The organism is Segatella baroniae B14 (assembly GCF_022024235.1).
Taxonomy (GTDB): Bacteria; Bacteroidota; Bacteroidia; order Bacteroidales; family Bacteroidaceae; genus Prevotella; species Prevotella bryantii.
In genome coordinates this window covers 399,769-412,754 of the sequence record NZ_CP091799.1, presented here as the reverse complement: position 1 = coordinate 412,754, position 12,986 = coordinate 399,769, and the positions used below count along the sequence as shown (strand labels likewise).

Sequence of the window (12,986 nt, the reverse complement as noted above, 5' to 3'; positions counted from 1 at the left end):
AACTATGAAAGATAGGTTTGCCTGGCTTATCAAGTTTTGTAAATGGTTAGGTATAAAGCTTTCTTTTTTAGGTTTTCTAAATCTCCGTCGATACATCAAGCGTTTAGACTGGTATATCATCAAGAAATTCATCGGAACATATTTCTTTTCAATTATCTTGATTATTTCCATCTCTATCGTTGTCGATATCAATGAGAATCTGGCAAAATTTACAGAATATCACGCCCCTTTAAAGGCAATTGTTTTTGATTATTACGCCAACTTCATCCCATATTTTGCCAACCTTTTTAGCGCTTTATTTGTTTTTATCGCCGTTATTTTCTTCACTTCAAAATTAGCAGGGAATTCGGAAGTTATAGCAATTTTAGCCGCTGGAGTATCTTTCAAACGACTCATGAGGCCATATATGATTTCTTGTGTCTTGATATCGATGCTCAACTATTATTTATCAGCCTATGTCATTCCCCACGGAAACGTTGTAAGACAAAATTTCGAGTCCTTATATAAAAACAAAAAGAAAATTACTTCTGCAGATAACGTAATGCTACAAATAGACAAAGGTGTCATTGTGTATATACAGCATTATGACGACAGACTAAAAAAAGGGTTTGGCTTTTCTCTAGATAAATTTGAAAACAAAAAACTTGTAGACCACATGACAGCTATGGAAATACAGTATGACACAATTTCTGATAGTAAATATCATTGGCGTATGAGCAACTGGAAAGAGAGACATTTAAGAGGATTACGAGAACATATTACAAACGGGAACCAAAAAGATACGACATTATATATGGAACCTACTGATCTCGTATATTCTAAAGGACAACAAGAAACTTTTACAAGCCCACAACTAAAAGAATATATCTCAAAACAAAAAAATAGAGGTTCTGGAAATGTAGTACAATACGAAGTAGAATATCATAAACGAATAGCCTCATCCTTTGCATCTTTCATTTTAACCATCATTGGCTTGTCTCTATCTTCACGCAAACGAAAAGGAGGAATGGGTATGTACCTAGGAGTAGGCTTGGCATTAAGTTTTGCTTATATCATGCTCCAGACCGTAAGTTCTACATTTGCTATTCAAGCTGATGCCCCACCTATGTTGGCAGCATGGATACCAAATATGATTTTCGCAATCATAGCCCTATTCTGCTATAAACGAGCACCAAGGTAAAAAGATTAAAGAGATAAATATTATAATTAGAAACAAATAAAATCAGATAATAGTGAGATTTGAAAATTTAGACTTAAATGATAATGTGCTTGATGCACTATACGATATGAGGTTTGATTCATGTACACCAATTCAGGAAAAAACCATCCCTGAGATATTAAATGGACATGATGTATTAGGTGTAGCTCAAACAGGAACAGGAAAAACTGCAGCATATTTGTTACCTGTATTAAGTAAATTAGATGATGGTGGCTATCCTGAAGGAGCAATAAACTGTGTTGTCATGAGCCCTACAAGAGAATTAGCTCAGCAGATAGACCAAGCAATGCAAGGATTTGGTTATTATCTGCAAGGCGTAAGCAGTATCGCTGTGTATGGAGGAAATGATGGCAACCGTTACGATCAAGAAGTAAAAAGTCTTAAACTCGGAGCAGATGTTGTTATAGCTACTCCAGGACGTTTGATATCACATATAAGTTTGGGAAATGTAGACTTGAGTAAAGTTAGCTTCTTTATTCTAGACGAAGCAGACCGAATGCTCGACATGGGGTTCGCAGATGATATTAAAGCTATTGCTAAAGAACTTCCTCAAACTTGCCAAACTATCATGTTCTCTGCAACTATGCCTGAAAAAATCGAAGACTTGGCAAAAACACTGCTAAAAAACCCTATTGAAATTAAATTGGCTGTAAGCAAACCAGCGGAAAAAATTAAGCAAAGCGCCTATATCTGCTACGAAACACAAAAATTAGGCATCATTAAAGATATATTCAAAGCTGGAGATCTAAAAAGAGTTATCGTTTTCTGTGGCAGTAAAACAAAAGTAAAACAAGTAAATAGTGCTTTACAACGTAAACATATTAATAGCGGAGAAATGCATTCGGACCTGACACAAGAAGAACGCAATGATATTATGTATAAATTCAAAGCAGGTCAGCTAGACGTACTTGTTGCTACAGATATTGTTTCAAGAGGTATTGATATTGATGACATAACCATGGTCATCAACTATGATGTACCACACGATACAGAAGACTATGTACACCGCATAGGTAGAACAGCACGTGCAGATAGAGACGGAGTTGCAATTACACTTGTAAGTGAAGAAGATCAATTCTATTTTCAACAAACCGAAAAATTTCTCGAAAAAGAAATCCAAAAGAATAAGTTACCAGAAAATTTAGGTGATGGACCTGAATACAGAAAACAGGGAAAACCTAATAAGAACAACAATTCTGCCAAAAACAGAAGACGCAAAGATCGAAACCAAACTTCACATAAAGATAAAAAACAGCATTGTCACCAGAAAAATAACGACATAACTGAGCGCACATCAAATCCACAAAACAAAAGGACCAACCCGATGTATCGCGACCATCAATATGAAGGAAAAAAGACAAACGAAAACAGAAGAAATAAAAAGTCATCTGAAGCTAATAAAAATAAGGTAAGAAAAGAGCAATACAATCCAAACCAAGAGAATACTCAGAATAGAAATACGAACGCCCAAAACAGAAGTAGCAATTATCCAAAGCCAAAACGAAAAGGGAACATAGAAGGCAACTTTAAAAAACGCCAAAATAGCATTAAGGATAATAAAAAGCAAAACTATAATGCAAAACAAAATAAAAAAGTAGCCCCAATACAAGAAACGACTGTTACTAAAAAAACAGAAAGAATCAAAGGTTTCATAAAGAAATTATTTGGCTTTAGAAAATAACATAATGTAAAGTTCTGGAAGTAAATGCTTTCAGAACTTTATTGTTTTTTACGTAAGAAAAAAGAATAAAATGGCTACTTTTACACCTAACAAGTTACTTTTTATAATCTTTTCTTAAAAAAAAGTGTCTTTTTTCTTGTTTTTTAAAAGAAATCCTTTAACTTTGCAACCGCAAGTCAAATATTAAGAATTACTTTCTTAAAAAGTAGCTTATTATAGAATTTATAAACCAATAAAGGATTAAGAAATATGAAAGCAACAGAAGTCATTGAAAAGCTCAAGGCTAAATTTCCAGGTCAGCCAGAATACATTCAGGCTGTAAGTCAGGTTCTTGGTACTATAGAAGAAGAGTACAATAAGCATCCTGAATTTGAAAAGGCAAACCTGATTGAACGTCTTTGCGTTCCAGATCGTATTCTTCAGTTCAGAGTTTCTTGGGTTGACGACAATGGAAATGTACAGACAAACTTGGGATATCGCGTACAGCACAATAATGCTATCGGCCCTTATAAAGGTGGTCTTCGTTTCCACAAATCTGTTAACGCTTCTATTTTGAAATTCTTGGCTTTCGAGCAGACTTTCAAAAATTCCCTCACAACTCTTCCTATGGGTGGTGCCAAAGGTGGTTCAGACTTCGATCCTCACGGAAAGAGTGATATGGAAGTTATGCGCTTTTGCCAAGCATTCATGAATGAGCTCTACCGTCTTATCGGTCCTGACGAGGATGTTCCTGCTGGTGATATCGGTGTTGGTGGTCGTGAAGTAGGCTACATGTTTGGTCAATATAAAAAGTTAACTCATCAGTTCCAGGGTATTTTAACTGGTAAAGGTCTTGAATTCGGTGGTTCTTTGATTCGTCCTGAAGCTACTGGTTATGGTAATGTTTACTTCCTTGAGGATATGTTGAAGACTCGTGGCGAAAGTCTCGAAGGTAAGACTGTTTTGGTTTCTGGTTCTGGTAACGTTGCACAGTACACCATCGAGAAACTTCTTCAGTTGGGTGCAAAACCTGTTACATGCTCAGACTCTAACGGTTATATATATGACCCTGATGGTATTGATGCAGAAAAGCTTGCATTCATCATGGAATTGAAGAATGTTAAACGTGGACGTATCAAGGAATATGCTGAGAAATATGGCGTTAAATATGTAGAGAATGCAAGACCTTGGGGCGAGAAAGCCGACATTGCAACCCCTTGCGCTACTCAAGACGAAATTAACGAAGCTGAAGCTAAAACTCTTATAGCAAATGGCGTATTTGCAGTATCAGAGGGTGCTAACATGCCTACAGAACCTGCAGCTATCAAGGTATTCCAGGATGCTAAGATTCTCTACTGCCCAGGTAAGGCTTCTAATGCTGGTGGTGTTGCAACTTCTGGTCTTGAAATGTCTCAGAACTCTGAACGCTTGAGCTGGACTCGTGAAGAAGTTGATACCAAACTCCATAACATCATGGACGAAATTCACGCTAATTGTGTGAAGTATGGTACAGAACCAGATGGATATATCAACTATGTCAAGGGTGCTAACGTAGCAGGCTTCATGAAAGTTGCTAAAGCTATGATGGCTCAAGGCATTTACTAAGATTTTTTATATCTACATTAAAATACAAAGGGTTATCGTAGTTTTTACGGTAACCCTTTCTATTACCATAAAAGCCATGTTTTTTTACAAAGAAAAATACGAATAAAAATTTGGCAGAATCAAAATAAATTACTATCTTTGCACTCGCAATTCAGAAATGATGTACAATTGGTGCGTTAGTTCAGTTGGTTAGAATGCCTGCCTGTCACGCAGGAGGTCACGAGTTCGAGTCTCGTACGCACCGCAACTACATCAGCAAGAATTAACTGGTGCGTTAGTTCAGTTGGTTAGAATGCCTGCCTGTCACGCAGGAGGTCACGAGTTCGAGTCTCGTACGCACCGCAAAGTCTTCAGAATTATCTGAAGACTTTTTTGTTTATCTCCTAACCCATAGATTAAGGATACCATTTTAGTGCAACCTTAATTTTATCAAAGATCATCGAAAATTACATCACTTGGTGTAATAACCATTTTTTTGTCCTTATATAAAAAAGCTATCGGACGTTTATGATCAGAGTTAGCAAGTTGCTTAAGAATCTCTCTGTATTCCATATTTTGTGTATCACACACTAGAAACTCTTCCAATGTATCAGAAGGAATCTTTTTCGAAGAAACAAAACCTAAACTTCGATTTAAATTTTGAGAAAGCATAGAGATTGTTGCCCAAAAAGCTTTCACATAAATAGCAAGCTTAATTGGAATACTAAACAACAAATTCATAGCACTAAAATGCTTTTTGAAGAAAATAAACATAGCCCCATAAAACACATGAACATAGCGGAATGAAGATTTCTCAGTACTTTCACCTTTATAATGAAGTATCTGTTCTGGGATATAATAATTATGATAACCACCCTTTAAGATTCGATAGCTCAAATCAATATCTTCACCATACATAAAAAAATCTTCATCAAGCAGTCCTACTTTATCCAAAGCTTCTTTACGCAAAAGACAAAAAGCACCACTAACAATCTCTATTTCACAGGGCTTATCCCAAGGTAAATAGCTCATATAATACTTTCCAAAACGTTTACTTTTTGGAAAACGATTACAAAGGCCAATCATCTTATAAAACGCAGTCATAGGAGAAGGGATACCTCTTCTTGACTCCATAGCTACAGTGCCATCAACATGAAGCATCCCTACTCCTACAGCACCTGCATCAGCATGTTTATCCATAAAGTCAACAGCATGAATCAGCGTATCTTCACCAACAACAGTGTCAGGATTAAGCAAAAGTACATACTTACCCTTACATTTTTTTATAGCAAGATTATTAGCACGAGCAAAACCTAAATTATGTCTACTTGCTATAAATTGTACATCACGAAACTTTTCTCTCAAGTATTCGCAACTACCATCCTTACTATGATTGTCAACAACAATTACCTCACTATCTATTGTAGATAAAGCACGTTGTAAAGAAAGCAAACACTGCTCCAAATAATATTTAACGTTATAACTAACGATAACTACCGACAATTTCATTTTTCTGAATTATTATTTATTTCAGCATTACATCTTTCTTTACTCGGATTCACAAAAAAGAGACAAAGAAATAATATGATAGCTAAATAAGCAAAAGCAGGAGAATAAGATTGATAGTAGCATACCAGATTAGCAAACATTGGAATCTGCAGAAGAGACAAGCGAACTAACCCCCACTTTAATAGAGCCTTTTCTTTACGATTTATCAGTTCTTGATGTATTCTATCAAAAGTGAATAGACGTAATGCAAGTGGAATACAAACTATTGAAAAAAGCTCCAATAATACTTGACTAATAAAAACTCCATTACTGCTCATCACAGGCAATACTATCATTTCCGTCTCAGCCAAAAGAACCAACAGACCACTTGCACCAAGAAGACCCCAAAAAAAGAATAATAATTTTTGTTGTATAGTATTCATATCAAAAATTCTACTTACCAAAAGGTGTACGATTAAGAATAGAACGGCCCAAAGTCACTTCATCAGTATACTCCAATTCATCACCTACCGAGATACCACGGGCAATAACACTCAATTTAACAGGAAAATCGGCCAATTTCCGTGATATAAAAAAATTTGTTGTATCCCCTTCCATCGTTGAGCTCAAAGCAAAAATAATTTCCTCTACATGTCCTTCAGCTACACGATTGATAAGAGAATCTATTTCAATATCAGCAGGTCCTACTCCATCCATAGGTGAAATAATACCACCCAAAACATGATATAAACCGTGATATTGCTGCGTATTTTCTATCGCCATAACATCTTGGATATTCTCTACCACACACACTGTAGAAGCATCTCGACGAGGATCAGAACAAATTGGACATACATCAGTATCGCTGATATTATGACATACCTTACAATATTTTACCTCCTTTTTCAAATGCGATATAGCAGATACAAAACCATCTACATCCTCATTTGTTTGGCGAAGCATATGCAAAACCAAACGCAAAGAAGTTTTACGTCCTATTCCCGGTAATCTTGAAAATTCAGAAACCGCCTTTTCTAAAAGGCGAGAAGGATATTGCTTTTCCATAACTGCAAAGATACAATATCTTTTGTAGAAAATTGACAATTCAACTTAAAAAGGTGAAACTTCTATTACGAAGTTTCACCTTTTCCCTTTCCTTTAAAACATTTACTAACAATTTATCTGGTTGTTACTTTGCGATACCAAGCAAAAAAGCCACTTAGAGATAATACTAAAATAACAGTAGCTATACCATATCCAATAGACGTATTAAATCCGAATGCTTGAGGGCTCATAACCAAGAACGAAGAGCATACAATCGTCATAAATAATGCTGGAATCAAAGTGATAATAAATGGCTTTTTTTTCTGCACCAAGTAGACTGTAAGCGTCCATAATGTAAACACACTCAAAGTTTGATTAGCCCATCCAAAATATTGCCAAATAACATTAAATCCATTAGGATTCTTCATTTGCCATACTAGAAGAGCTACGACTACAGCAAATAATGGTATACTAATATAAAAACGATTTTTCACGGATTGCTGATCCAATCCAACAAAATCAGCAATAATAAGTCGAGCACTTCTCAAAGCAGTATCCCCACTAGTTATAGGGGCAGCAACAACACCTAGTAGAGCTAAAATTCCTCCAAATACACCTAACCAACTTGAGCAAATCATTTTGACAACCACCGGAGCATCAAAGAATTGAACCAAGGTTTTACCTTTACCATGATCCCATTGGGCAAAGAAAGTCTGTATCTGATCTGCAGGAACAACCTCTCGCCATCCGTCATTATAAAAAAAGAAAATAGATACGGTAGCCCAAATCAAAGCCACTACACCTTCAGTAATCATTGATCCATAAAAAACAGGACGACCAAGTTTTTCACTTTCAACACACCTCGCCATTAAAGGGCTTTGAGTAGCATGAAAACCACTAATTGCACCACACGCTATTGTAATGAAGAGGCAAGGGAAAATAGGATTATTACTTGCAAACTCTTCTACGCCCAATAATTCAGATGACTCCTTGGTACCTAAGCTTGCTACATCAGACCAAAGTTCAGGAAGTGCTGGCATCTTGATGAAAAGCCCAACCATCAATGCTATTGCCATGAAGATAAGAGAGAAAGCAAATAAAGGATAAATTTTACCGATAATCTTATCTACTGGCAACATAGTTGCAACTACATAATAAACAAATATAACAACAATCCACATGATTTTTTCACCCCAAATTCCCTCTAAAATAATAGCAGGACTTAAAACAAATACAGCTCCTACCATCATTAATAGTAAAACGGAGAATATCAGCATGACCGTCTTTGTACGCTGTCCCAAATAGTTACCTACCAAATCTGGTAAATTAGCACCACCATGACGAATACTTAACATACCAGATAGATAATCATGTACAGCACCTGCAAAAATGCATCCAAACACGATCCAAAGATAAGCGACAGGACCAAACCACGCCCCCATAATAGCGCCAAAAATAGGACCTGTTCCGGCAATATTAAGGAATTGAATCATAAAAATCTTCCAACTAGGAAGAGTCATAAAATCTACACCGTCGCATTTAACGACAGCTGGAGTTGGTCGATCATCAGGGCCAAATACATGCTCTACAAAATGGCCATAAATAAAATAACCTATAATTAGAGCTAAGAGACTTAAAGTAAATGAAATCATAAAATGATTATTTATTGGTTTTATGTTTAAATTCAAATGCAAATATACAAATTTACTTTCAGAAAGAAAATAAAATTAGCCAAATAATAATAATTTACTATCCCGTAATCTTTCAAGAAGAAATAATCATTTTTACATATAATAATTATTTTGTACCTTTGCTTTCAAAATTTACAAATAAGAACATGAAACATCATTTGCTATTGCTAATCTTGGCATATATCTATATTCCATCTTGGGGACAAAATCAAAGTATCTACTATAATAGTTACAAAGAAAAAAACGAAGATACTAATTATTTTAACACAAATATCCCTAAACGAGAAGTTCGTGCCGTATGGCTCACCACTATCGGCGGATTAGACTGGCCTCACTCCTATTCGCAATCAGAACGATCTGCACAAAAACAAAAGACCGAACTCTGCCACTTACTTGATTTATATCAGCAAGCCGGTATAAACACCATTTTGATTCAGACCCGAGTAAGAGGTACCATGATCTATCCCTCAGCGTATGAACCTTGGGATGGATGTCTTTCCGGATTTCCTGGTAAATCTCCAGGATACGATGCCCTTGCCTTCGCTATTGACGAATGCCACAAAAGGGGAATGGAATTACACGCATGGATTGTAACTATACCTGTTGGTAAATGGAATAGTCTTGGGTGTATAACATTAAGGAAAAAATTTGGAAACCTCATCAAAAAGATTGGTATTGATGGCTACATGAACCCAGAAGATGCTAGAACTGGCGACTACCTGGCTAAGATTTGTGCGGAAATAACGCAAAATTATGATATCGATGGTATCCATCTTGACTATATACGATATCCTGAAGACTGGAAACTCAAAGTCAACAAAGAGCAAGGAAGAGCCTATATTACTTCTATTGTAAGCAAAATAAACAAAGCTGTAAAGCCTGTTAAACCATGGATAAAAATTAGTTGCTCACCAATAGGAAAATACAACGACTTACCACGTAATTGGGCTCATGGATGGAATGCTTACGAGAGGGTATGTCAAGATGCACAAGGTTGGCTTCGTGATGGTTTAATGGACGAACTATTCCCGATGATGTATTTCAAGGGAAATAATTTCTATCCTTTTGCCATAGACTGGAAAGAAAATGATAATGGACGAATTATAGCACCTGGATTAGGTATATATTTTTTGTCTCCTAAAGAAAAGAACTGGCCTATAGAAGAAATTACAAGAGAAATGCAAGTTATTCGTCAACTTGGCATGGGACATACGTTCTTTAGAGGAAAATTTTTCACAGACAACACAAAAGGCATCTACGAATATACTAAGAATTTCAATGCCTATCCAGCTTTAGTACCTGCCATGACTTGGGAAAAGAAAGTGCCTACTGATACCTTGTATAATATATACGCTTCTAACCAATATCCAGTGAATACCGCTGATGCTCGAAATCTAGTGATTGGAAGAATTCCTAAAAAAGAACTAAATCACTATCTTCAAAAAGTATCATCTTACCATTATGCTATTACTCGCATGGATAGGTTCGGTAATGAGACACCATGGATTGAAAAAAAGTCTTATGCAATAGAAGCTCAGCAAAAGCTAGACATCGTTAAAAGGAAGATATTCAATATCTTCTAATTTGGCGATACCGAATAGTATAAATCTTATGAAATAAGTGTTCCCACTCATTTTCATGTTTTTCATCTGAAGAGATTATTCGAAGTCCATAAAACTTGGTTCCTGTCTTTTTATACTCTTCCCATTTTTTAAAATATCGAGTTTGCTCTGGCATAGGAATTAAGAAGTCGGTGATCCAAAGCACATCTGCATTTATATAGGCCTTACCATCATTGTCCAAAAGTTCCATCATGGTATCAAGCATTAATTTGGCACTAGTACCCCCACCGATAAAAGGAAGTCCTTCTTTTCGATTTCGCTCTTGAACACTCATGCGCTTATTTCTATCAGATAATCCTATTTTTTGCAACCGCTGTTGATGCAATTGCTCTAATAAATCTACAGGATGAACACTTACGGAAAAATCGATAAGAAAACAGTCTCTCTGAAGCTTTTCTGCAGAATCTTCTAACAAAGATATAAGAGAAGACTCAATACGCTCAGGCATACCATACATACTTGCAGACGTATCAATGCACACGATCATAGGTCCCTTACGAGTAGCATGCACAAAACCTAATTTTCTAGAAGGTTTTGTTATTTCCGACTTATAACGTAATGTCTGCAACCCTTTCGTGAGATACTTGTAAATAAAAGCATCGCCCAAAAGCTCATCACCATACTGTGCCAATTCTGCAGGTAAGAGGGCATTAAGATCATTACCAATAGTTACTCCCTCGATATCACTTCCAGAAGAATGTTCTATCTTCATGGAATATCCAGCTGCTACAGTTAATCTTTCTCGACCTGAAGCATCTTCTATCCGGCCCATACGACTTACAATCTCTCCGATTTCTGGATATCTGTCCTGAAGACGGATCTCACGCAATTTACGTTCAAATTCCGTTTCTGTCCATGTACCTTCCATCTGATCAAAAGCCTGAGAAGCTTCTGCCTCACTAATATTTTTCTCACGAATATGCTGAGTCATCTGATCCATCAATAATCGAAGATTAGTTTCAAAACCAGCCTTACGAGCTTTGATATGATTCTCGACTATACGACGATGCCCATGATTCAAGGATTCCCGCCAATCTCTTACTAATAATTCCCAATTTAAAAGATTAGCAGCACCCTCTAACTCATTATCTTTTTCTTGCGAAAAAAGTCGAATAAAAAAATCTTTATCAAAACCATCATCATGGTGGTTCCGATCTATTTCATGAAGTAATTCCATCCATGTTTCACGATCCCGACGCTTAGCTTCCCCCCATTCCAACACTTTTTTCATCTTATTCTGTTCTGTCCAAGAACGCATATTTTGGAACTTCAGGTAATGGATATTATCAACTATAAATTTACCTACTTCTGTATAAAACAACTTTCCCCTTATTCGGCTGTTTCTAACCTGAGCTTGATAATGTGAATCAGCCATGAGTTCATACAAATAATCCATCAAAGCATCATCCAAATGAATCCATGGTTGTTCCACTGCCTCAACTTTTTTACGATCAGGAATAACGCCTTGCTGACAATATGCCTGTAAAACATAGAGATAACGACTACTTTCAACTAAATCTTTATTCATAAAGCTTGGACGTATCCTGACGGGTAAAAGCTAATTCTTTATAAAAATCCTTCAAATACTCTTTAATCCTAATCTTATCAGAATTTCCAATAAAAATATTGTTTTGGATAGACTGATCACGATTTTGTAATTGATCAGCAATTGCTTCAATTTCACTTACATAATCACGATTACAATGGTGATAAAGAATATCTTTAGCCAAATCATCTTTAAGAGTAGCCAACTGCTGTGCTAAATTTAAGAATAATGTACGAATTACAATATTTCTAACTTCATCACGCTCTTCAGGTTCCTGCCATAAGCAATGATAAATAGGAAAAATATCTACTATCTGTACCTCGTCACGATCTTGCAACATCGCAGATGTCCTTAACAATTTAACGATTTGCTTCCATCTTCGATCGCTTACATAAATACGACGACGTTCATCAGCAGGGTCTATATTTACAGCGCGAAGCTGCTTACGTATCTGCAAAATAAGCGACATCGCTTCATGAGAGATGGAAATATCAGAAAGTTTACTTTGCCATTCTTGATATTGAGCATTAGTTATCTTCCATTTCTCGCTAACTTCGCACTCGCGATCTTCCCCTATAAGCATCTGCTCAAAATTACGCTCATCGCGGATAGGAGTACTCTCTAAGCGGATAACAAAGCGATCCCATAATGCCTCTAGACCTTCGCCCTTTGCAGGTAATTCATTACTTGCAGCAATTAATAATTTAAGAGGAAGTTGATATTCCTGAGTACCATTACGAAATATTTTTTCATTAACAACTGTCAAGAGCGTATTCTGAATAGCAGGGCCAGCCTTCCATATTTCATCCAAAAATACAACATCAGACGTAGGAAGATAACCATCAACAGATCGCTCATAAACACCATCCTGCTTGAGACGAGATATACTCACAGGACCAAAGATTTCATCGGGGGTAGAGAAACGAGACATCAAGTATTCAAAACTCCTTGCTCCAAGAAATGCAAGTTTCAAACGACGTGCCACCATACTTTTTGCAACACCAGGAGGTCCTAGTAAAAGGATACTTTCTCCAGCGACCGCTGCCAACAATGAAAGAGATATCTCTTGCTGCTTTTCGTATATTCCTTGATTCATCTCCCGAAGAAGATTTTCTATTTGTTCCTTCATAAT

Annotated in this window: 9 protein-coding genes, 2 tRNA genes and 1 pseudogene; 6 read left to right on the top strand and 6 right to left on the bottom strand. The window is 36.4% G+C overall.

The features are described 5' to 3' along the window. The first annotated feature begins 4 nt into the window (after nucleotides 1–4). From L6469_RS01745 to L6469_RS01725, 5 genes are all read left to right on the top strand, one after another. Nucleotides 5–1,180, top strand: coding sequence for an LptF/LptG family permease (locus L6469_RS01745; protein ID WP_223918700.1), 1,176 nt, complete (start codon nucleotides 5–7; stop codon nucleotides 1,178–1,180). A gap of 52 nt (nucleotides 1,181–1,232) precedes the next feature. Further along, the gene (locus L6469_RS01740) at nucleotides 1,233–2,900 is read left to right on the top strand and encodes a DEAD/DEAH box helicase (RefSeq protein WP_006282951.1); all 1,668 of its coding nucleotides are present in this window, start codon (nucleotides 1,233–1,235) and stop codon (nucleotides 2,898–2,900) included. Nucleotides 2,901–3,149: 249 nt separating this feature from the next. Continuing rightward, the gene (locus tag L6469_RS01735; RefSeq protein ID WP_006282952.1) at nucleotides 3,150–4,484 is read left to right on the top strand and encodes an NADP-specific glutamate dehydrogenase; all 1,335 of its coding nucleotides are present in this window, start codon (nucleotides 3,150–3,152) and stop codon (nucleotides 4,482–4,484) included. Nucleotides 4,485–4,654: 170 nt separating this feature from the next. Next, nucleotides 4,655–4,728, top strand: a tRNA-Asp gene (locus tag L6469_RS01730). 24 nt (nucleotides 4,729–4,752) lie between these two features. Then, nucleotides 4,753–4,826 (top strand) — tRNA-Asp (locus L6469_RS01725). 87 nt (nucleotides 4,827–4,913) lie between these two features. Here L6469_RS01725 and L6469_RS01720 read toward each other — a convergent pair. From L6469_RS01720 to L6469_RS01705, 4 genes are all read right to left on the bottom strand, one after another. After that, nucleotides 4,914–5,972, bottom strand: a complete 1,059-nt coding sequence (locus L6469_RS01720) for a glycosyltransferase family 2 protein (protein WP_006282953.1) — start codon at nucleotides 5,970–5,972, stop codon at nucleotides 4,914–4,916. Further along, entirely contained in the window at nucleotides 5,969–6,394 is a 426-nt protein-coding gene (locus tag L6469_RS01715) for a hypothetical protein (protein ID WP_006282954.1), read from the bottom strand. Before L6469_RS01715 ends, L6469_RS01720 begins: the two co-directional genes overlap by 4 nt. Nucleotides 6,395–6,404: 10 nt before the next feature. Continuing rightward, nucleotides 6,405–7,016, bottom strand: a complete 612-nt coding sequence (gene recR / locus L6469_RS01710; protein WP_006282955.1) for a recombination mediator RecR — start codon at nucleotides 7,014–7,016, stop codon at nucleotides 6,405–6,407. A gap of 113 nt (nucleotides 7,017–7,129) precedes the next feature. Continuing rightward, nucleotides 7,130–8,647 (bottom strand): carbon starvation protein A, encoded by a 1,518-nt coding sequence (locus tag L6469_RS01705; RefSeq protein ID WP_006282956.1) that lies wholly within the window; start codon nucleotides 8,645–8,647, stop codon nucleotides 7,130–7,132. A gap of 185 nt (nucleotides 8,648–8,832) precedes the next feature. On the opposite strand from L6469_RS01705, the gene L6469_RS01700 reads away from it, so the two are divergent. Beyond that, nucleotides 8,833–10,269: a glycoside hydrolase family 10 protein gene (locus L6469_RS01700; RefSeq protein ID WP_006282957.1), complete on the top strand. Its 1,437-nt coding sequence runs from the start codon at nucleotides 8,833–8,835 to the stop codon at nucleotides 10,267–10,269. Here the strand turns inward: L6469_RS01700 and L6469_RS01695 are convergent. Next, nucleotides 10,256–11,836: a vWA domain-containing protein gene (locus tag L6469_RS01695; RefSeq protein WP_006282958.1), complete on the bottom strand. Its 1,581-nt coding sequence runs from the start codon at nucleotides 11,834–11,836 to the stop codon at nucleotides 10,256–10,258. The genes L6469_RS01700 and L6469_RS01695 overlap by 14 nt on opposite strands. 187 nt (nucleotides 11,837–12,023) lie before the next feature. Next, nucleotides 12,024–12,950, bottom strand: a pseudogene (locus L6469_RS01690) (AAA family ATPase); the annotation flags it as partial. Nucleotides 12,951–12,986 lie beyond the last annotated feature (36 nt).

Bases quoted from the DNA above. Each gene is read 5' to 3' on its own strand.
- L6469_RS01695 (WP_006282958.1), bottom strand. From the start codon at position 11,836: ATGAATAAAGATTTAGTTGAAAGTAGTCGTTATCTCTATGTTTTACAG.
- L6469_RS01720 (WP_006282953.1), bottom strand. From the start codon at position 5,972: ATGAAATTGTCGGTAGTTATCGTTAGTTATAACGTTAAATATTATTTG.
- L6469_RS01735 (WP_006282952.1), top strand. From the start codon at position 3,150: ATGAAAGCAACAGAAGTCATTGAAAAGCTCAAGGCTAAATTTCCAGGT.
- L6469_RS01745 (WP_223918700.1), top strand. From the start codon at position 5: ATGAAAGATAGGTTTGCCTGGCTTATCAAGTTTTGTAAATGGTTAGGT.
- recR (WP_006282955.1), bottom strand. From the start codon at position 7,016: ATGGAAAAGCAATATCCTTCTCGCCTTTTAGAAAAGGCGGTTTCTGAA.
- L6469_RS01700 (WP_006282957.1), top strand. From the start codon at position 8,833: ATGAAACATCATTTGCTATTGCTAATCTTGGCATATATCTATATTCCA.
- L6469_RS01705 (WP_006282956.1), bottom strand. From the start codon at position 8,647: ATGATTTCATTTACTTTAAGTCTCTTAGCTCTAATTATAGGTTATTTT.
- L6469_RS01715 (WP_006282954.1), bottom strand. From the start codon at position 6,394: ATGAATACTATACAACAAAAATTATTATTCTTTTTTTGGGGTCTTCTT.